An 18,568-nucleotide genomic window follows, 5' to 3' on the forward strand; every position below is an offset into this window, starting at 1 on the left:
GGCGGCTCAGCGGGTTTCGCTGACCAGTTCCCGGCCGATCAGCCATCGGCGGATCTCCGAGGTCCCGGCGCCGATCTCGTACAACTTGGCGTCCCGCAGCAGGCGGCCGGTGGGGTATTCATTGATGTAGCCGTTGCCCCCCAGCAGCTGGATGGCGTCCAGGGCGATCTGGGTGGCCAACTCGGCGCTGTAGAGGATGGCACCGGCGGCGTCCTTTCGGGTGGTTTCGCCGCGGTCGCAGGCGGCGGCCACGGAGTAGACGTAGGCCCGGGCGGCGTTGGCGCGGGTGTACATGTCCGCCAGTTTGCCCTGCACCAGCTGGAAGTTGCCGATGGGCTGGCCGAACTGTTCGCGCTCGTTGACGTAGCTCATCACGGTGTCCATGCAGGCGGCCATGATCCCCAGCGGTCCGCCGGAGAGCACCACACGCTCGTAGTCCAGGCCGCTCATCAGCACCTTGACGCCGTTGCCCTCGCCGCCCAGCACGTTCTCGGCGGGCACTTCGCAGTCCTGGAACACCAGCTCACAGGTGTTGGAGCCGCGCATCCCCAGCTTGTCCAGCTTCTGGGCCTGGCTGAAGCCGGCGAAGCCGCGCTCCACCAGAAAGGCGGTGATCCCCTTGGAGCCACCGTCCGGATCCGTCTTGGCGTAGATCACGTAGGTGTGGGCGTCCGGACCGTTGGTGATCCACATCTTGTTGCCGTTGAGCAGGTAGGTGTCCCCCACCTTGCGGGCGGTCAGCTTCATGGAGACCACGTCGGAGCCGGCGTTGGGCTCGCTCATGGCCAGGGCGCCGATGTGCTCACCGCTGACCAGACCCGGCAGGTACTTGGCCTTCTGGGCGTCGTTGCCGTTTTTGACGATCTGGTTGACGCAGAGGTTGGAGTGGGCGCCGTAGGAGAGGCCCACCGAGGCGCTGGCACGGGAGATCTCCTCCATCGCCACCACATGGGCCAGGTAGCCCATGTCGGCACCGCCGAAGGCTTCCGGTGCGGTGATCCCCAGCAGCCCCATCTCGCCGAGCTGGGGCCAGAGTTCGTTGGGAAAGGCATTGGCCTCGTCAATCTGCGCGGCCCGGGGGGCGATCTCCCCCTGGGCGAACTCCCGTACCGCATCGCGCAGCATGTCCACGGTCTCGCCGAGACCGAAGTTAAAACTTCCTAGATACATTCGCTTCTCCCCATTGTGCGAATCGGCCTGCCTGGCCTACGGATCCCTGGTTGTTATTTTTGGATCTCGGTCAGGGCCTGGCGGCATTGGTTTTCGGCGGAGTTGAGCTCCATCATGATGACCTTGATGTCATCCATCTGTTGCTGCAGATCCGCCTTTTTCTCTTCGATCAGTTCCAGCATGGTGCGCAGCTGGGTCTGGCTGCTGCGGTCGGCGTCGTACAACTCAAACAGCCGGCCGGTTTCCGCCAGGGAAAACCCCAGTCGCTTGCCCCTCAGGATCAGTTTCAGCCGCACCCGATCCTGCAGGCTGTAGATCCGGGTCTGGCCGCGGCGCTTCGGCTTCAGCAGGCCCTGATCTTCGTAGAAACGGATGCTGCGGGTGGTGATGTCAAACTCCCGCGCCAACTCACTGATGGAGTAAGTGGCTTGTGAACCTTTGGTCATGGTGAATCCAGTCTGATGACAGTTTCGCTCACGATATATGAAGTTTACGTAAAGGTAAAGTTGGCGCCAGTGCCCAGCGCCCCATCGGCCCGCCGGACGGGGGCTGGGCGGCGGGCGATAGCCATAGGTCTAATGGGGGTTTTGGCACCAGACTGCTAAAACCGGGGGATTCCAAAGACAGTGGCAGGGGAGAGGGAGAGATGACGTCATTAAGCGCACTGCAGCAGCGGGCACAGGAAGATCCGCAGGGGTTTTGGGCCGATGCGGCCGCGGCCATCGACTGGCACCGGCCCTGGGAGACGGTACTGAGTCGCGACAACGCGCCGCTGTTTCGCTGGTTCGAGGGCGGCGAGCTCAACACCTGCTACAACGCCGTGGACCGGCACGTCGAGGCGGGCTTCGGGGACCAGGTGGCGATCCACTACGACAGCCCGGTGACCGGCAGCGCCTACGGCATCACCTACGCCGAGCTCCAGGCCCAGGTGGCCCGACTGGCCGGCGCCCTCAAGGCCCAGGGCGTGACCAAAGGGGACCGGGTGGTGATCTACATGCCCATGGTGCCGGAGACCGTTTACGCCATGCTGGCCTGCGCCCGACTCGGGGCGATCCACTCGGTGGTGTTCGGCGGCTTTGCCGCGGCGGAGCTGGCCACCCGCATCGACGACGCCAAGCCCAAGCTGGTGCTCTCCGCCTCCTGTGGTGTGGAGCCCTCCGGGGTGGTGGCCTACAAGCCGCTGCTGGATCAGGCCCTGAGCCTGGCCAGCCACGGCGTCGAGCGTTGCCTTATTCTGCAGCGACCCCAGTGTGAGGCCAGTCTGCAGGCCGGTCGGGATCTCGACTGGCACGCCGCCCAGCAGGGCGTGACCCCCGCCGACTGCGTGCCGGTATCGGCCACGGATCCCCTCTACATCCTCTACACCTCCGGCACAACCGGAACCCCCAAGGGGGTGGTGCGGGACAACGGCGGCCACGCGGTGGCCCTGGCCTGGTCGATGAAGGCGATCTACGACATCGACGCCGGCGACACCTTCTGGGCCGCCTCCGACGTGGGCTGGGTGGTGGGCCACTCCTACATCGTCTACGGCCCCCTGCTCGCCCGGGCCACCACGGTGCTCTACGAGGGCAAACCCGTGGGCACCCCCGACCCCGGCGCTTTCTGGCGGGTCATCGAACAGTACCGGGTGAAAAGCTTCTTTACCGCCCCCACGGCGATCCGCGCCATCAAGCGGGAGGATCCCCAAACCGAGTATCTGGGCCGCTACAACCTCGATTGCCTCAAGGCCCTCTACCTGGCGGGGGAGCGCTGCGATCCCGACACCCTCAACTGGGCGATGGAGACCCTTCGGGTGCCGGTGATCGATCACTGGTGGCAGACCGAGACCGGCTGGGCCATCTGCGCCAACCTGATGGGGGTGGAGCCCCTGCCGGTCAAGGCGGGCTCCCCGGCCCGCGCCGTGCCCGGCTACCAGGTGGAGGTGCTGGACGAGGAGGGCCAGGCGGTGGCCGCCGGGAAAAGTGGCGCCATCGCCATCCGCCTGCCCCTGCCCCCGGGTACCCTGCCTACTTTGTGGGGCAACGATCAGCGCTACATCGACAGCTACCTCAGCCGCTATCCGGGCTACTACCTGACCGGCGACGCCGGTTACCAGGACGAGGAGGGCTACCTCTACATCATGAGCCGCATCGACGACATCATTAACGTGGCGGGCCACCGGCTCTCCACCGGTCGCTTCGAGGAGGTGCTGGCCCAGCATCCGGCGGTGGCCGAGGTGGCGGTGATCGGCGTGGCGGACAAGCTCAAGGGCCAGTTGCCCCTGGGGCTGGTGGTGCTCAAGTCCGGGGTGGAGATGGCCGAGGGGGCCCTCTACCAGGAGCTCATCGCCCTGGTGCGTAAGGAGATTGGGCCGGTGGCGGCGTTCAAGCTGGTAAGCGTCATCAACAAGCTGCCCAAGACCCGTTCGGGCAAGATCCTACGGGGCACCATGCGCAAAATTGCCGACAACAAGGAGTACGCGGTGCCCGCCACCATTGAAGACCCCGCGGCCCTGGATCTGGTGCACAACACCCTGGTGCGCATGGGCTACGGCAAGGGACGGGTGCCGGTTTAAGGCGCCTTACCCCAGCCTCGTACCCACCAAAAAGCCGCCCCAGGGGCGGCTTTTTCTATGCCGGGTGACCGGTCAGGTGCTGAACTTGGCCAGCACCAGGCCCAGGGTCACCAGTACGCTGTAGACCAGGGTGAGCTGGGCGGTGCGGCCCAGCAGCGGGTTCAGGGCGGCGCCTTCGGTTTGTTCGAAGGCACCGGCCAGTCTGACCGCCAGGGGGGCGGCCAGGGCCGCCAGCAGCACCGCCTGGCCGGGCAGGGCGCCCAGCAGCCAGGTCAGGGTGATGATGAGGTAGGGCAGCAGCACCAGGGCCCGGTAGAGCAGGCGGCTGCTGTGCTGGCCAATGCGCACCGCCAGGGTGCGTTTGCCCGCCTGGGTGTCGGTGACGATGTCCCGGGTGTTGTTCACCAGCATGATGGCGGCGTTGAACAGCCCCAAGGTGGCCGCCAGCACCCAGGCGGTCAGGTCGGTGTGGCCGGTCTGGATGTAGTAGCTGCCCACCACGGCCACCAGGCCAAAGTAGACAAAGGCCGCCACCTCACCCAGGCCCAGGGAGGCGATGGGGTAGGGCCCACCGGAGTAGCCCAGGGCCCCGGCCACGGCGAAGGCCGCCAGCAGGGCGATGGGCCAGCCGCCGACGTAGATGAGGTAGAGGCCCACGGCCACTGCCAGCACCAGGGAGAGGATCATGGCGTTGCGTACCGCGCTGGGGGCCAGCAGGCCAGCCTGGGTGACCCGGGTGGGGCCCAGGCGCTGTTCGGTGTCGACGCCGCTTTTGAAATCGAAGTAGTCGTTGGCCAGGTTGACCCCGACCTGCAGCAGCAGGCCGCAGAGCATGGCGCAGGCGGCCACCAGCGGGCTGAACTGCCCCTGGTACCAGGCCAGGGCGTTGCCCAGCAGCAGGGGGCTGATGGCGGCCGGCAGAGTGCGGGGACGGATGGCCATCAGCCAATAGTTGAATTTCATGGTGTTGATTCAAGGTGTTGGAACTTATGAAAAGCTATTCTACCGAAATTGCCTGCAAAAGACTCAGATCACGTTCACGCCGCCGCGCCCGGTTGGAGAGCGGCTTTGCTTTTACGATCACAGAAATTTGCCGAGTGTTGAGCCAAAGTGACCGCATGATGACAAGGTTTTTGTGAGGGACTGTGATCCAATTTGCTGAACAGGTGATCCTGGTTACCGGTGCCGCACGGGGATTGGGGCGGGCTTACAGCCTGGCCCTGGCGGAGCGTGGCGCCCACGTGGTGGCGCTGGATCTGGGCTGCGACGCCGACGGCGAGGGCCAGGATCCCAGTTTCATCGAGGACGTGGTGGACCTGGCCCACGACATGGGGGCCGAGGTCATCGGCCACTGCATCGACGTGCGCGACCGCGAGGCGTTCAACGCCGTGGTGCAGGACACCCTCAAGCGCTTTGGCCGCATCGATGGTTTGGTGTGCAATGCCGGGGTGCTGATCTGCCAGGAGGAGCTGGGCACCGACACCGGTCTGTACCGACGCCAGATGGAGATCAACCACTACGCCACCCTGGAGGCGGTGCAGGCGGTGTGGCCCATCATGGCCGAGCAGGGCTACGGCCGCATCATGGTGACCTCCGGTTTCTCCGCCCTCTACGGCGACGATCGCATGGCCGGTTACGCCGCCTCCAACGCCGCCAATCTGGCACTGATGCAGAGCCTGGCCCCCCAGGGCGAGGCGGTGGGGGTGCACATCAACGCCCTGTGCCCCTCCTGCTTCAGCCAGCTCTCCCAGCGCTGGGTGCTGCCGGAGCAGGCGGACGAGATGCGTCCGGACACCATAGTGCCGGCAATGCTCTGGCTGATGTCCAAGCAGGCCCCCAACGGCGCCACCGTCACCGCCGGTGGCGGTCACTACTCGTTGGCGGCGGCCCAGGAGGGGGTGGGGATCCGCCTCGAGCCCTCGGAGCGGCGGCCGGAGACCCTGGCCAGCCTCTGGCCCACCCTGAAGAACAGCCCCAAGACCCAGGGCTACCAGAACTTCGCCCAGCGCCTGGCGCGCACCATGCGCAGCGTCATCGAGAAGAGGTAGCAATTCCCCCGCGGAGCCAGTAGCGTAGGACGATTCGCAGTTGACTGAATGAATACCGATGTCTGAAACGCTCAATCGGCTCCTCGGGGTGTTGTCCCTGGAGCAACTGGAAGATGGCCTCTACCGGGGTCAGACCCTGGACCTGGGCTTCGGCCACCTGTTCGGTGGCCAGGTGCTGGGCCAGGCGCTCAGCGCCGCCAAGGCCACCGTGGCCAGCGAACGGGCGGTCCACTCCTTCCACTCCTATTTCCTGCGCCCCGGCGATCTGAGCCGGCCGGTGGTCTACGAGGTGGAGAACCTGCGGGACGGGGGCAGCTTCAGCGCCCGCCGGGTCAGCGCCATCCAGCACGGCCGCCCTATCTTCTACATGACCGCCTCCTTCCAGGGGGACGAGCCCGGGGTGAGCCACCAGGATCCCATGCCCCAGGTGCCCGGCCCCGAGGGTCTGCCCAACCAGCACGATCTGGCCCAGCTGATGGGGGACAAGCTGCCCAAGGGGATGGTGGAGCGCTACCTGGACAACGCCGCCATCGAGATGCGCCTGGTGGAGCAGGTTGACCCCTTCAAGCCCAAGGTCACCGAGCCCAAGCGCTACGTCTGGATGCGCACCCAGGGTCAGCTGCCGGACGATCCCCGGTTGCACCGCTACCTGCTGGCCTACGCCTCGGACTTCAACTTCCTGGTCACCGCCTTGCAGCCCCATGGCCTCTCCTGGCTGGATCGCCGCCTCAAGGTGGCCACCATCGACCACGCCATGTGGTACCACCGGCCGTTCCGCTTCGACGACTGGGTGCTCTACGCCATCGACAGCCCCAACGCCAACAACAGCCGCGGCCTGGTGCGCGGTCAGTTTTTCAACCGCGATGGTGAATTGATCGCCAGTGCGGTGCAGGAGGGGCTGATGCGCCACCTGGGCGATTAACAAAGTGTGCACTGGCTCACAACGGCGGCCCTCGACGGGTCGCCGTTTTTTGTTACTCTGCCGGTTCGCTCGTTTTAATAACGAGTTACTCGGATGAAGGTATCAGGAGAGTGGCGGCCCACGGGCTGCCCGCCGAAGAAGTAAATCTTTCAGGCGTCGGGATGGCCCGATGAGGACTGATACTGGACGAGCCTCTGGAGAGATCCATTGATTTGGACGCCGAAGGCGCAAGCGGCCCCGCCGTGAAACGCTCAGGCAAAAGGACAGAGGTGCTGATCACCGCGGCCATTCGGTCGCGGTTCGCACTGCCGCTGTATCTCGGGCGCCCCCGCCCGGTCCATCAAGGTTTCTCCTCTTTGTGTAGTGAGTCGTCACACAGGAGGAAAATGCCATGAACTCACTCGAAACTGCGTTAGCCACCCTATCGTCCTGGGTCTGGGGTCCGCCCCTGCTGATCCTGCTGCTGGGCACCGGCCTCTATTTCACCCTGCGCCTGGGGATGCTGCAGATGCGCGGCCTGCCCCTGGCCCTCAAGCTGATGTTCAAAAAGGGCGACCAGCCCGGCGACGTCAGCCGCTTCGGCGCCCTGTGCACCGCCCTGGCCGCCACCATCGGCACCGGCAACATCGTCGGCGTGGCCACCGCGGTCAAGCTGGGCGGCCCGGGGGCCCTATTCTGGATGTGGCTGGCGGGGTTTCTGGGCATGGCCACCAAGTACGCCGAGTGCATGCTGGCGGTGAAGTACCGCCGCACCGATGAGCGGGGCGAGCAGGTGGGCGGGCCCATGTACTACATCGCCGAGGGCACAGGTCTGCGCTGGCTGGCCAAGCTGTTTGCCCTGTTCACCCTGCTGGTGGCCTGCTTCGGCATCGGCACCTTCCCCCAGGTCAACGCCATCGTCGACGGGGCCCGCATCGCCTTTGCGCTGCCCAACACCCTGACCATGGTGGCCCTGACGGCGCTGGTGGCGGCGGTGGTGATCGGCGGGATCCGGCGCATCGCCCAGGTGGCCACCGCGCTGGTGCCCACCATGGCCATCGGCTACGTGGTGGCCTGCAGCGTGCTGCTGATGCTCAACTGGCAGGCGGTGCCAGCGGCCTTCGCCCTCATCTTCGAGTCCGCCTTCAACCCGGTGGCTGCCGGGGGCGGCTTTGCCGGAGCCACCGTGATGATGGCGATCCAGTTCGGCATCGCCCGGGGGGTGTTCTCCAACGAGGCGGGCCTGGGCAGCGCGCCTATGGCGGCGGCGGCCGCCAAGACCAACTCCCCGGTGGAGCAGGGGCTGGTGTCCATGACCGGACCGCTGTTCGATACCTTGATCATCTGCACCCTCACCGGCCTGGCGCTGGTGATCAGCGGCGCCTGGCAGGGGGAGGCGGCCGGTGCGGCCATGACCTCCGCGGCCTTCAACGGCGCGCTCTCCGCCTTTATCGGCACCAAGATCATCACGGTGGCGCTGCTGTTCTTCGCCTTTACCACCATCCTGGGCTGGTGCTACTACGGTGAGCGGGCGGTGCTGTTCCTGATGGGGGAGCGGGGTCGCTACCCCTACCGGGTGATCTTTGTCGGCCTGGTGGCCATCGGCGGCCTGCTGCACCTGGAGCTGATCTGGCTGCTGGCGGACGTGGTCAACGGTCTGATGGCGGTGCCCAACCTCATCGCCTTGCTGCTGCTGCGCCGAGAGATCATCGAGGACACCCGGGCCTACCTGGCGGGGGTGACCCTACAGGCCCTGAACGCCAAGACCGCCTGACTTGTGGCGGCCTGGGCCCTTGTTTACACTGGGCCCAGAACCACCAAGGAGCCATTGGGCATGATTAAGCGTTTGCTGTGTATCCTCTTTTTGGTCAGCCTCAGCGGCTGTGTCACCGTTACCGAGGACGATGAGGTCTTTGTCCGGGTGACCGGGGTGGCCGCCTTCAAAGAGGCCACCCTGCTGCCGGAGGGCTCCCGCATCGTGGTGGCGGTGATCGACGCCGCCACCCCGGGGGTGATCCTGACCCAGAAGGAGTTCGAGGTGGCCAAGCTGCCGGTGCCCTTCTACCTGTCGGTGCCCGAGTCGATTTTGGACAAGAAAGCGGACTACGTGGTGTGGGCCGCCATCCGGGTCAACGGCCGACCGGTGCTGCAGACCTTCAAGCGGTACCCGGTGATCAACAACGGTCAGCTCACCACCGAGCTGTTGCTCGAGCCCATCGAGCAGTAAACCCAACGCCCCGCCTCAGCGGGGCGTTTTTGTTTTGGGCCTCAGACACTCATACCCCGTTCGCAACCAGCGTCGATAGCCGCAGTTGTAGCAACTGACCCCTTCACTGTCGGTGTGTTCATCTTCGTCATCCAGCACGAAGTCGGGGCAGGCCCGGGCGAGGGCCCGAACCTCAAGGTAGGCGTCGAATCCTATCGGCAGGGTCATCTCAGTAGGCCTTCAATTGCGCCGCTTGGGCGTTGATCCAGTCGTTGCCCTGAGGCACCACCAGCAGGGTGTTGGCGTGGTTCAACCAGACGGTTTTGACTTTGCCCGTCAGGCGGATGGGCGTATCCGGGGCCAGGGGCTCGCCGTCGATGGTGCGCACTTGGTCCACCCCCGGCAGGGCGCTCAATTCGGCCACGCTCATCCGCTGGGCCGGGACCGCCAACTGCCCTTTGCAGCGGCCGTCGTTGCCACCGTGGCGCAGCCCCACCCCGGCCAGGGCGCCAATCACGCCATCCCCGGTGCCGCCATGCTCGCTCAGGTGCAGCCCCAGTTCGAAGGCCAGGCGGTAGGCGTCCGCCTTGGTCAGCACCCGGCGTTTGGCCGATTGGCCAAAGGTGAGTATCCGTTCGTCCAGGCGGGCCTTGGGCGCCAGGCAGAGGCCCGGATCCGAGCCGGGGGCCGAATGGCGCAACAGGAACTGCTGGGCCAGGGCCAACAGGGTGCCGATGCGCTGCGGCGGGATCGCCACCTCGAAACACATGGCGCTGTTGTGGGAGGTGTAGGGGATGTCGGGGTGGACGTAGAGCTGGTGGCGGGTGATCCCGGAGCAGTGCCCCAGCCCCTGTTGATGGGTGGCGTCGATCAGCTCCTGGGCCAGCTCGCCGGTGCCCTTGCTGCCGATCTCGTCGGTGTCGTCGATGCAGAGGTAGAGGCTCATCGGGCAGTCTCCGCGGTGGGCTGACGGTGTGGTGGGATCAACTGGTGATGGGCCAGGTGGCGCAGCAGCCTGGGGACCATCAAACAGGCCAGGCCCGCAAACAGGCTGCCGCCGAGCAGCTTCCAGCCCACCTGGACCAGGAGCACCTCAGAGGCGGCCCCGGCCAGCCACAACTCCAGTGCCCCTTTGCCGACCCAGGCCAGCACCCCGGCGAACCCCACCACCATCGCCTGGCCCCGAAACCAGGGCGCCAGGGGCAGTAGCCACAGCGCCAGTTCCACGGCCAGGGCGGGCATCAGAAATTTCAGCAGCACCAGGGGGCCGCCTTTGCCCACCCCAAGCACCATCGCCAGCAGCCCCGCCAAAAAGCCGCAATAGAGCACCGAGCCGCGCCTGGGCACCAGGCCCCAGGCCAGCAGCAAGGTGGTGATCAAAAAGAACATCGAATGGCCGGTGAGGCCGAGCTTAAAGCGAAACACGGACTTGATGGCGATAAAGAGCAGGGCCAGGGCCCCGAGCAGCAGGGCGTCATTCAGTGGTCGAGCGTTCATGGGGTTTCCTCGAATCGCGTCAGGGGGCGGTCCTCGCGGTAGCCGCGGCTTTGCAGGGCCAGGGCTTGTTGTTCGGAGAATCGCATCAGTTGCACTAGCAGCGGCAGGAGCACCGTCTGGCCCAGCTCGGCGTAGCCTCGGGGGCGCAGGAAGTCCCTTCCACGCAGGTGGGCGCCGCGCAGGCGGGCCAGTCGAAACAGCAGTTGGGCCTCGTTGACCAGGGTGGGCAGCAGCGCCAGTGCGGCCTGCAATACCGTGGCGTGGCGGCGCGCCAGCCAGGGATCCAGAGCCCGGATCAGGGTCTGTCCCGGGGTGGAGAGGTAGAACCACAGACCCGGCAGGATCCCCAGCAGGATGCGCAGGCTGACCTGGGCGGCGTCCGGCAGCCCCGCCCACCCCAGCTTGATGCCGTAGACGGCGCTGATCAGCAGCCAGTTGGGCAGCATAAACAGCAGGGTTTTGCGCAGTTGCCGCAGGCCATTGGGGGCGCACCACAGCAGCCCCAGCCAGGTAAGGGCCAGAGGGCCCAATGCCCACAGTGGGCCGGACAGGCCCAGCAGGGTCAGCAGGGGTACGGCCAGCAGCTTGGCCTGGGTCAGGCGTACCGGGTCAAGGGGCTTCATGCACGCTGCCCTCGGCAATACGCCAACGCAGGCCGGTGGTCGGCAAAGTTCGGTGACTGGCGATGACGATGGCCATCCCCTGCTGGCACTGGGTCATCAGCAGCTGCCAGAGTCGGGCCTGGGTCTGGCCATCCAACCCCGCCAGGGGGTCGTCCAGCAGCAGCAAGCTCGGCCGGCTGACCAGCTGCGCCAACAGCGCCAGCAGATGCTGTTGGCCATAGGAGAGGCGCAGGGGGGAGCGGTCCGCCAGCTCGGCCAGGCCCAGGCTTGCCAGCCAGCGGGGCAGGCTGTCCAGCGGTTGACCGGACCGGCTGAGGCTGAAGGTGATTTCTTCCGCCACGGTGGCGGCGAAAAGCTGTCGGTCGGGGCGCTGCAGCAAGCAGCCGATGCGCCCCTGGGGCGGAGCCGGGCGCGTCAGGGGCTCCTCCAGGCGGTGATCCAGCCCGGCCAGGGCCTGCAGCAGGGTGCTTTTACCGCTGCCGTTGGGGCCACAGAGGGTGACGCATTGGCCGGCCCTGAGGCTCAGCCTGGGGATTGTCAGCAGCGGTTGCCCCGCGGCCAGCAAGCGCCCGTCCTGGATTGTCAGAACCGGCGCCCCCTGGGGCAGGGTGGGCCAGGGGGGCAGGGCCACCTGGCGGGTCACGCCCAGACTCAGTATCCGCGGCCGCAGGGCCTCGAAGGCTTGGGCCCGGTGCTCGGCGATCACCAGCATGGTGCCTTGAGCCTGCAGCGCCTTCAGGGTTTGGAGCACCGCCGCCAGGGCCTCAGGGTCCAGCTGGGCCCAGGGCTCATCCAGCAACAGCAGTGGCGGCCGGGCCACCAGCTGCGCCGCCAGCAGCAAGCGGTACTTTTGCCCCTGAGACAGGGAGGCCACTGGGGTGTCCAGTGGCAGGGGCAGGGCCACCTGGGCGAGGGCGTGCTCGATGCGCGGTCGCATCCGCTCTGGGGGCAGCCCCAGGTGCTCCAGCCATAGGGCCACCTCGGGACCGACCCGCTCGCGCATCAGCTGCAGCGCCGGGTCCTGCATCACCAGGCCGACTCGCTCCGGCCGGTCCAGGGTCCCCGCCGGCGTTGGCAGCAGACCGGCGATCTGAAGCAGCAGACTGCTTTTGCCTGAGCCGGTGGGACCGGTGACGATGAGCGCCTCTCCCGGGCGGAGCGTCAGCGACAGCGGCGGCCTTGGGCCGCCCCGTGCCAGGGGCAGCCGTTTCAGATGCAGGCCGGTCACCACTGGCCCTTGAGCTGCATCAGCCACTGTCGGCCCGGCTGGGGCAGGGCGCGGCTGGTTTCATACCATTCGTCCAGCAGGTTGGTGACGGTCAGCTGCCAGCTGAGCCCGGCCCAGGGCAGGGGCTGACTGAGGCTGAGATCCACCAGCAGGTAATCGTCCAGGTCGAAGGATTCACCATCCAGGTAGTAGACCTGATCCATCACGTACTGGCTGTCCAGGCGGGCGGTCAGCTGCCAGGGCAGGAAGGCGGTGAGGTTGGCCTTGATGTTGTGCTTGGGCCGGTACTGCAAGGTGGTGCGGTTCTGGTTGTCCTCCCCGCGGTTTTGCGCGTCCAGGTAGCTGTAACCCAGCATCCAGTGCAGGGCCGCCAGGCTCTGGTTGTGCCAACTGGTGTCCACGCCGGTGAACCGGTAGTGGGCGTAGTTGCGCAGCACCCCGTCGTTGTCCTTCTCGATGTAGTTGCTCACGTCGCTGTAATAGGCGCTGAGCGTCAGGCGATTGGTCTGGCCCAGGTACTGGGTCAGCCCCGCTTCGTAGTGGTCGGTGGTCTCCGGGGTCAGTGTTATGCCGGGGGTCGCTTCGTACTGGTTCTCCAGTGTGGGGTAGCGCACCTTCCGAGCCCCGCTGACACTCAACTTGGTGTCCTCGGTCAGGTAGTAGTACCCCGAGCCCAGCAGGCTGTGGCGCAGTCGGTCGTCCAGGTCGTTGTCGTGCAGGGCACCGCTTAGGGTCAGGCCGCCGTGCTGGCTGGGCTGCCACTGGTACTCGGCGACCAGGGACTGGGTGCTCTGGCGCTGGGTTTGGGGGCCGTCGCTCTCTCCGGAACCGCCACCGGAACCGCCACCTGAGCCCCCACCGGAGCCGTCCCCGGCCCGGGCAGCGGGGGCCGTCAGGTCATGCTGCTCGGCGCGCCAGCGCTGCTGTTCCAGCAGGTAGGCGGTGGTCAGCAGATGGGCACCCTGTTGCCAGATCCACTGCAGGTTCATCCCCTGATTCGCCAGGCGGGCGTCGGTTTGCGTCAGGGCCTGGGCCAGGGAGTCATCCTGGTAGGTCCGCGTCTCCTCCTCCTGCTCGTGGTAGAAGAGGTAACCCCGCAGTTGATGCTGGTCACTGAGGCGATGGCTGGCGCGGGCCTGCAGGCCGAAACGGTCCTGGGCCTCGATGCGCTCCACCTCGCTTTTCTTGTGATCCACCCGGATGGGGTTGCCCTTCTCCAGGGTGCCCCAGTTCGCGGTCAGGCCCAGTTGGGTGTCATCACTGAGCTGCCAGTCCATCTCCCCCAGCAGGCTGTGCTGCTCATAATCGCTGTTGTTGCGGGTGCCGCCGTCCTCCTGTGGCGCGCTTTGGAAGTCGGAGGGCAGCCGGAACCCGTCACGGCCGTACCCCTGGTACTGCAGCAGAGCGGACCGTCCTTGATCCCCCAGGGCCACCCCGGCACCGGCTTGCCAGTTACCGTCGTTGCCGCCGCCGACGTTGGCGCTCAGGGCGTGGCCGCCAAACCCCTTGCGGGTGAGAATGTTGATCACGCCCCCGGCGCCGCCGGGCCCGTACAGCAGAGAACCGCCGCCGGTGACCACCTCGACGCGCTCAATCAGGGCCACCGGCAGGGTGGCGGGGTCAAACTCGCCGTCGCTGCCGTTGTTGTAGGGCACGCCGTTGATCAGGAAGGTGATGTGACGGGTCTTGAAACCCCGGGCTTCGATGCGGGCCGGCCCCTTGTTGGCGACCCGCACGTGCAGGCCGGGCACCTCCTGGAGCACCTGCTCAAGGCTCTGGGCACCGGACAGCTCGATGTCGCTGCGGGTCAGGGTGTACTGAGTGGTGGCTTCCCGTTGCGCCGAGGGGCGCTCGGCTTGCACCACCACTACCTCGTCGATGCCCGCGTCCGATGCCGCCAGGGCCGGCCAGGGCAGCAGCATGGCCGCCAGAACCGGGTTGAGTCCTTGTTTCAACATTCTGAATATCCTCGAAAAATTTCGAGATATTCTGGTGACATTGGATACGGGCCGACAACGGCGCGAGTGTCGATTTCAGAGATTGATCAACCTGAAATGACCGATTTTGACCTCAGGGGTGAAAAGTCCGAGCGGAAGGGGACAGGATGTCGCAGCTGGGGACAAGCTGCCCCATCCGAACAGACAGAATGGGGCAGGGCAAAAAACCGGCGGGGGGTCAGGGCACGTTGTGGCCGGTGGAGGCCACCCAGATCCGGAACCACTGCTCCCGGGTCAGGTTCACCTCCAGGGCGCCCACCGCCTGGCGGACCCGCTCGATGCGGCCGCTGCCGAGGATCGGCAGGGGGCCGCAGGGCAGGGCCAGCAACCAGGCCAGGGCCACCTGGTCGACCCCAGCGGCGCCGGTCTCCTCGGCGATCTGAGTCAGCTCATGGCGCACGCTGCGGGCCTGGGGATCGTCGGGGCTGAACAGGCGCCCGCCGCCGAGGCAGGACCAGGCCATGGGGCGGATGCGGTGCTGCTGCAGGTGGTCCAGGGTGCCGTCGTGCAGCGGCGACAGCTGCAGGGGGGAGATCTCCACCTGGTTGGTCATCAACGGGAAGCTCAGCCGGGATTGCAGCAGGTCCCACTGGTGGGGGGTGAAGTTGGAGACCCCGAAGTGGCGCACCTTGCCCTCGTTGCGCAGCTGCTCAAAGGCGTCGGCCACCTCGTCCGCCTGCATCAGGGGATCGGGGCGGTGGATCAGCAGCAGATCCAGGTAGTCGGTGCCGAAGTGGCGCAGGCTGCTTTCCACCTGGTGGAGGATGTGGCCGGCGCTGGTGTTGTAGTGGGGCAGATCGTAGCCCTTCTGGCCCGGCAGGCAGATCCCGCACTTGGTGACCAGTTCCAGTTCATGGCGCAGGCTGGGTTTGAGCGCCAGGGCCTCCCCGAACGCCGCCTCGCAGCGGTAATCCCCGTAGATGTCGGCGTGGTCGCAGCTGGAGATCCCCATCTCCAGGTGGCTTTGCAGAAACGAAAGCCGCTCTTGCGGCGTCATCTTCCAATCCAGAAGACGCCAATAGCCGGCAATAAATCGTGAGAGTTGAAGACCTTGGGGGTGAAGGGAGACTTTTTCCATAACGGGTTCCGAACTTCCTGGTGCCAATGGAGAGCGACAATAAACGTGATATAGATCACGCCCCTTTTTGTTGTTGATCAATTGTTTCAAAGAGGTTGTTCGAGATCAAAAAAATCGTTGCGATGCTCCTTTAGGGTGGGCGCCAAGTGGTATTGGAATCCCTTAGCGGCCCCCTTGGCCGCCCCTCATGGAGTGATATGATGAAAACGAAACTGCTGTCCCTGGCCCTGCTGACCGCCCTCTCTGCCCCTGCCTTTGCCCACAACGCCGGTGACTTCATCATCCGCGCCGGCAGCGCCACCGTGGCCCCCAACGAGGGCTCCGAGGACGTGGCCACCCTGGGTGAGTTCGGCATCAACACCAACACCCAGCTGGGCCTGAACTTCACCTACATGGTGAGCGACAACTTCGGCGTCGAGCTGCTGGCGGCCACCCCCTTCAGCCACGAAGTCAGCCTGCCGGACATCGGTCAGATCGCCAAGGTGAAGCACCTGCCGCCCACCCTGATGGCCCAGTACTACTTCGGCAGCGGCAACCTGCGTCCCTACATCGGCGCCGGGGTGAACATGACCGTCTTCTTCGATGAGAAATTCACCAATGACCTGGGCGTGCTCTCCGATCTGGACCTGGACACCTCCTTTGGCCTGGCGGGCCAGGTGGGCGTGGATTACCAGATCAACGACAACTGGCTGGTGAACGCCTCCGTCTGGTACCTCGACATCGGCACCGACGTGAACTTCAAGCTGGACGGCACCCCGGTGAGCATCGATACCGACATCGACCCCTGGGTCTACATGCTCTCCGTTGGCTACAAGTTCTAAGCCGAACCTCGCAAGAAAAAAGCCACCCATCGGGGTGGCTTTTTTGATGTCGGCTCAGCCTTTGTACTTGCGCTTGTTGTAGACAAACTCCGGCAGCAGGGCGGTCAGCCAGCTGATAAAGCGCCAGCGTCGGGTGACGTAGGTGGTGGGCCGGGCCTTTTTCAGCGCCCGGGTAATCTGGCCGGCGATCTTCGGCAGGGGAGCGGCCCAGAAGCGGCTGCCCCGGCCCTGCATCTTCTCCAGGTAGCCCAGGCGCAGGTCGCTGACGGTGATGGGCAGCTTGAGGCGCTGGGCGTGCAGGCGCAGACCCTGCAGGTAGTTTTGCTGGAACGCCTTGGAGGCGTGGAAGGCCACCTGGGGACCGCCCCGCTCGCCGGCGATGGAGGTCAGGGCCGCCAGCTGACCGTACTTTTGCTCGACCATGTGGTTGAAGGCGGCGTTGGCCAGGGCGGTAAAGCCGGTGACGTTGACGTCGATGACGCCCTTGTCCAGGGCCCAGGGCAGCTCCAGATCCAGGCCCGCGGCGGCGGTGTTGATCACCACCAGGGCGGCACCGTCCAACTGCGCCCAGAGGGCGTCAAAGGCGGCCCGGCAGGCCTCGGGATCCTGGATGTCGATGGCCACCAGCTCGGTCTGGGGCCCCAGTTGCTCTGCCAGGGGGGCCAGGGCGTCGATGTCGGCGGCCATCAGGCCCAGGCGAACGTTGTCTTTGGCCAGTTCCAGGGCCAGGGCTTGGGACAGGCCCGAGTTGGCGCCGATGACGATGGCGCTTAATTGGCTCATACAATTGGGATACTTGTTGGGGTATGGGCCGATTCTAGAGTTGGGGGGAGAGGCCCACAAGGGGCGGATCGACAAAAATGAAGAGATGTCTGGGCTTGTGGACGTCCAGATGTCTTGATATAACAGGGGCTCGATCCCAGCCCAAGGAGTGACCATGCCGGTTAAGGTGCCCGACCGTCTGCCCGCGTCCGCGATTCTGCGCGGCGAAAACATCTTCGTGATGTCCGAGACCCGGGCGGAGTCCCAGAACATCCGGCCGCTCAAGCTGTTGATCCTGAACCTGATGCCCAACAAGATCGAAACCGAAACCCAGCTGCTGCGCCTGTTGGGCAACAGCCCGCTGCAGGTGGACGTCGAGCTGCTGCGGATCCACAACCGCCCTTCCAAGCACACCCCCTGTGACCACATGAACGCCTTCTACCGGGACTTCGAGGCGGTCAAGGGCAACAACTACGATGGGCTTATCATCACCGGGGCCCCCCTGGGGGACCTGGAGTTTGAGCAGGTGGCCTACTGGGACGAGATCCGGGCGATCATCGACTGGTCCCAGACGCATGCCACCTCGGTGCTCTTCCTCTGCTGGGCCGCCCACGCCGCCTTCTACCACCTCTACGGCATCAAGCGTTACCTGCGTCAGGACAAGATCTCCGGCGTCTATCGCCACCGCCGGGTGCATGAGCACGTGCCCCTGCTGCGGGGCTTCGACGACGAGTTCTGGGTGCCGCACTCCCGCTACGCCCAGGTCTCCCTGGACCTGCTCAAGGCCCACCCCCAGCTCACGGTGCTGGCCGAGTCCGATGAGGCGGGCGCCTACCTGGTGGTGGACAGCAGCAACCGCAACCTCTTTGTCACCGGGCACCCGGAGTACACCCGCACCACCTTGCAGGACGAATACCGGCGGGACCTGGCGGCGGAGCTCGCCCCCAAGGTGCCGGACAACTACTACCCCCAGGACGATCCCACCCGGCCGCCCCAGGCCAGCTGGCACGCCCACGGCGCCCTGCTGGTGTCCAATTGGCTGAACTACTACGTGTATCAGCGCACGCCGTTCGACTTGCAGGGGAACATTGAGCAGGGTCTGATGGAGATCGAATGAGGGCCGGTGCGCCTCTGCCGGTTCAGGGGGATTAAAGCGAAGCGCGCCCGCCGGGCCGCCTGAACGACAAAGGGCCCCCAGCGGGGCCCTCCGTTTAGAACGGCATCCGGGTGTGGCCCCGGGGCAACGCCCAAAGCCGCTCGTCGGCAAAGGCGTACTGCCACACCGGATAGAGCAGCACCAGCACCACGCCGAAATGCACCGTCAGGTAGATCAGCGCCTGGGGATTGGGCCGCTGCAACCAGAGGATGATCCCCATCACCAGGGTGAACTGGAAAGTCACGAACAGTACGGTGGCGCAACCGATGGCGAACCAGCGGGGCACTATGGGGTAGTGGTAGGCGAAGCCGAAGGCCGGCAGCAGCAAAAACGCGCCGCACCAGACGAACATCCACTGCAGCATCGACAGACCGCCGGTGAACAACCAGATCAGAAGCTGGCTGCCCATCAGGGCGGCGACCAGGGCGATCATCACGCGCCAAAACAGCATGGCAGGCTCCGCAAAAAGGGGAATGCTCCACTTTTAGCAGCGGTATTTTCGCCCGACAACTCAAACCCTTGAGTAA

Annotated in this window: 18 protein-coding genes and 1 riboswitch; of the genes, 7 read left to right on the forward strand and 11 right to left on the reverse strand. The window is 65.7% G+C overall.

Features of this window, described 5'->3' with window-relative positions; translation table 11 throughout:
• Window positions 1–6: 6 nt before the first annotated feature.
• Both KUV81_RS01040 and KUV81_RS01045 read right to left on the reverse strand, forming a co-directional pair.
• Complete coding sequence (locus tag KUV81_RS01040) at window positions 7–1,170, reverse strand: isovaleryl-CoA dehydrogenase (RefSeq protein WP_222541986.1); 1,164 nt, start codon at window positions 1,168–1,170, stop codon at window positions 7–9.
• Window positions 1,171–1,223: 53 nt separating this feature from the next.
• Window positions 1,224–1,616 (reverse strand): MerR family transcriptional regulator, encoded by a 393-nt coding sequence (locus tag KUV81_RS01045; protein ID WP_222541987.1) that lies wholly within the window; start codon window positions 1,614–1,616, stop codon window positions 1,224–1,226.
• A gap of 200 nt (window positions 1,617–1,816) precedes the next feature.
• Between KUV81_RS01045 and KUV81_RS01050 the strand changes: the two genes are divergently transcribed.
• A complete protein-coding gene (locus KUV81_RS01050; protein ID WP_222541988.1) occupies window positions 1,817–3,724 on the forward strand; it encodes a propionyl-CoA synthetase in 1,908 nt (635 codons plus the stop codon).
• 72 nt (window positions 3,725–3,796) lie between these two features.
• Here the strand turns inward: KUV81_RS01050 and KUV81_RS01055 are convergent, their stop codons facing one another.
• Window positions 3,797–4,687, reverse strand: coding sequence for a 1,4-dihydroxy-2-naphthoate polyprenyltransferase (locus KUV81_RS01055; protein ID WP_222541989.1), 891 nt, complete (start codon window positions 4,685–4,687; stop codon window positions 3,797–3,799).
• Between the two features lie 182 nt (window positions 4,688–4,869).
• On the opposite strand from KUV81_RS01055, the gene KUV81_RS01060 reads away from it, so the two are divergent.
• From KUV81_RS01060 to KUV81_RS01075, 4 genes are all read left to right on the forward strand, one after another.
• On the forward strand, window positions 4,870–5,772 hold the full coding sequence (locus tag KUV81_RS01060; RefSeq protein ID WP_222541990.1) for an SDR family NAD(P)-dependent oxidoreductase: 903 nt from the start codon (window positions 4,870–4,872) through the stop codon (window positions 5,770–5,772).
• A 58-nt stretch (window positions 5,773–5,830) separates the two neighbouring features.
• The gene (tesB, locus tag KUV81_RS01065; RefSeq protein WP_222541991.1) at window positions 5,831–6,694 is read left to right on the forward strand and encodes an acyl-CoA thioesterase II; all 864 of its coding nucleotides are present in this window, start codon (window positions 5,831–5,833) and stop codon (window positions 6,692–6,694) included.
• A 184-nt stretch (window positions 6,695–6,878) separates the two neighbouring features.
• Window positions 6,879–6,971, forward strand: a riboswitch (glycine riboswitch).
• Window positions 6,972–7,085: 114 nt separating this feature from the next.
• Entirely contained in the window at window positions 7,086–8,447 is a 1,362-nt protein-coding gene (locus KUV81_RS01070) for an alanine/glycine:cation symporter family protein (RefSeq protein ID WP_222541992.1), read from the forward strand.
• A 60-nt stretch (window positions 8,448–8,507) separates the two neighbouring features.
• Window positions 8,508–8,900 carry a YbaY family lipoprotein gene (locus KUV81_RS01075; RefSeq protein ID WP_222541993.1) on the forward strand — a complete coding sequence of 131 codons (393 nt, stop codon included), beginning with the start codon at window positions 8,508–8,510 and terminating at the stop codon, window positions 8,898–8,900.
• Between the two features lie 208 nt (window positions 8,901–9,108).
• Here the strand turns inward: KUV81_RS01075 and KUV81_RS01080 are convergent, their stop codons facing one another.
• From KUV81_RS01080 to KUV81_RS01105, 6 genes are all read right to left on the reverse strand, one after another.
• Complete coding sequence (locus tag KUV81_RS01080; RefSeq protein ID WP_222541994.1) at window positions 9,109–9,825, reverse strand: DNA-binding protein; 717 nt, start codon at window positions 9,823–9,825, stop codon at window positions 9,109–9,111.
• The gene (locus KUV81_RS01085) at window positions 9,822–10,376 is read right to left on the reverse strand and encodes a core component of ECF transporter (RefSeq protein WP_222541995.1); all 555 of its coding nucleotides are present in this window, start codon (window positions 10,374–10,376) and stop codon (window positions 9,822–9,824) included. Before KUV81_RS01085 ends, KUV81_RS01080 begins: the two co-directional genes overlap by 4 nt.
• Window positions 10,373–10,999: an energy-coupling factor transporter transmembrane component T gene (locus KUV81_RS01090; RefSeq protein WP_222541996.1), complete on the reverse strand. Its 627-nt coding sequence runs from the start codon at window positions 10,997–10,999 to the stop codon at window positions 10,373–10,375. Before KUV81_RS01090 ends, KUV81_RS01085 begins: the two co-directional genes overlap by 4 nt.
• Window positions 10,986–12,227 (reverse strand): ABC transporter ATP-binding protein, encoded by a 1,242-nt coding sequence (locus KUV81_RS01095; RefSeq protein WP_222541997.1) that lies wholly within the window; start codon window positions 12,225–12,227, stop codon window positions 10,986–10,988. Before KUV81_RS01095 ends, KUV81_RS01090 begins: the two co-directional genes overlap by 14 nt.
• A complete protein-coding gene (locus KUV81_RS01100) occupies window positions 12,224–14,185 on the reverse strand; it encodes a TonB-dependent receptor plug domain-containing protein (protein ID WP_222541998.1) in 1,962 nt (653 codons plus the stop codon). The genes KUV81_RS01095 and KUV81_RS01100 overlap by 4 nt, the downstream gene beginning before the upstream one ends.
• A 217-nt stretch (window positions 14,186–14,402) precedes the next feature.
• On the reverse strand, window positions 14,403–15,302 hold the full coding sequence (locus tag KUV81_RS01105) for an aldo/keto reductase family oxidoreductase (RefSeq protein ID WP_222541999.1): 900 nt from the start codon (window positions 15,300–15,302) through the stop codon (window positions 14,403–14,405).
• Between the two features lie 200 nt (window positions 15,303–15,502).
• Here KUV81_RS01105 and ompW point away from each other — a divergent pair, with 200 nt between their 5' ends.
• A complete protein-coding gene (gene ompW / locus KUV81_RS01110) occupies window positions 15,503–16,123 on the forward strand; it encodes an outer membrane protein OmpW (protein WP_409995540.1) in 621 nt (206 codons plus the stop codon).
• A gap of 54 nt (window positions 16,124–16,177) precedes the next feature.
• On the opposite strand, the gene KUV81_RS01115 is transcribed toward ompW, so the two are convergent.
• Window positions 16,178–16,906, reverse strand: a complete 729-nt coding sequence (locus KUV81_RS01115; RefSeq protein ID WP_222542001.1) for an SDR family NAD(P)-dependent oxidoreductase — start codon at window positions 16,904–16,906, stop codon at window positions 16,178–16,180.
• Between the two features lie 154 nt (window positions 16,907–17,060).
• On the opposite strand from KUV81_RS01115, the gene metA reads away from it, so the two are divergent.
• On the forward strand, window positions 17,061–18,002 hold the full coding sequence (gene metA, locus KUV81_RS01120) for a homoserine O-succinyltransferase (RefSeq protein WP_222542002.1): 942 nt from the start codon (window positions 17,061–17,063) through the stop codon (window positions 18,000–18,002).
• 94 nt (window positions 18,003–18,096) lie between these two features.
• Here metA and KUV81_RS01125 read toward each other — a convergent pair whose 3' ends face one another.
• Window positions 18,097–18,492: a hypothetical protein gene (locus KUV81_RS01125; protein WP_222542003.1), complete on the reverse strand. Its 396-nt coding sequence runs from the start codon at window positions 18,490–18,492 to the stop codon at window positions 18,097–18,099.
• Window positions 18,493–18,568: the final 76 nt, after the last annotated feature.

This window comes from Ferrimonas balearica (assembly GCF_019802085.1).
Taxonomy (GTDB): Bacteria; Pseudomonadota; Gammaproteobacteria; order Enterobacterales; family Shewanellaceae; genus Ferrimonas; species Ferrimonas balearica_B.

Coding starts and splice junctions, on each gene's coding strand:
- KUV81_RS01040 (WP_222541986.1), bottom strand. CDS start 1,170: ATGTATCTAGGAAGTTTTAACTTCGGTCTCGGCGAGACCGTGGACATG.
- KUV81_RS01045 (WP_222541987.1), bottom strand. CDS start 1,616: ATGACCAAAGGTTCACAAGCCACTTACTCCATCAGTGAGTTGGCGCGG.
- KUV81_RS01050 (WP_222541988.1), top strand. CDS start 1,817: ATGACGTCATTAAGCGCACTGCAGCAGCGGGCACAGGAAGATCCGCAG.
- KUV81_RS01055 (WP_222541989.1), bottom strand. CDS start 4,687: ATGAAATTCAACTATTGGCTGATGGCCATCCGTCCCCGCACTCTGCCG.
- tesB (WP_222541991.1), top strand. CDS start 5,831: ATGTCTGAAACGCTCAATCGGCTCCTCGGGGTGTTGTCCCTGGAGCAA.
- KUV81_RS01070 (WP_222541992.1), top strand. CDS start 7,086: ATGAACTCACTCGAAACTGCGTTAGCCACCCTATCGTCCTGGGTCTGG.
- KUV81_RS01075 (WP_222541993.1), top strand. CDS start 8,508: ATGATTAAGCGTTTGCTGTGTATCCTCTTTTTGGTCAGCCTCAGCGGC.
- KUV81_RS01080 (WP_222541994.1), bottom strand. CDS start 9,825: ATGAGCCTCTACCTCTGCATCGACGACACCGACGAGATCGGCAGCAAG.
- KUV81_RS01085 (WP_222541995.1), bottom strand. CDS start 10,376: ATGAACGCTCGACCACTGAATGACGCCCTGCTGCTCGGGGCCCTGGCC.
- KUV81_RS01090 (WP_222541996.1), bottom strand. CDS start 10,999: ATGAAGCCCCTTGACCCGGTACGCCTGACCCAGGCCAAGCTGCTGGCC.
- KUV81_RS01100 (WP_222541998.1), bottom strand. CDS start 14,185: ATGTTGAAACAAGGACTCAACCCGGTTCTGGCGGCCATGCTGCTGCCC.
- KUV81_RS01105 (WP_222541999.1), bottom strand. CDS start 15,302: ATGGAAAAAGTCTCCCTTCACCCCCAAGGTCTTCAACTCTCACGATTT.
- ompW (WP_409995540.1), top strand. CDS start 15,503: ATGAAAACGAAACTGCTGTCCCTGGCCCTGCTGACCGCCCTCTCTGCC.
- KUV81_RS01115 (WP_222542001.1), bottom strand. CDS start 16,906: ATGAGCCAATTAAGCGCCATCGTCATCGGCGCCAACTCGGGCCTGTCC.
- metA (WP_222542002.1), top strand. CDS start 17,061: ATGCCGGTTAAGGTGCCCGACCGTCTGCCCGCGTCCGCGATTCTGCGC.
- KUV81_RS01125 (WP_222542003.1), bottom strand. CDS start 18,492: ATGCTGTTTTGGCGCGTGATGATCGCCCTGGTCGCCGCCCTGATGGGC.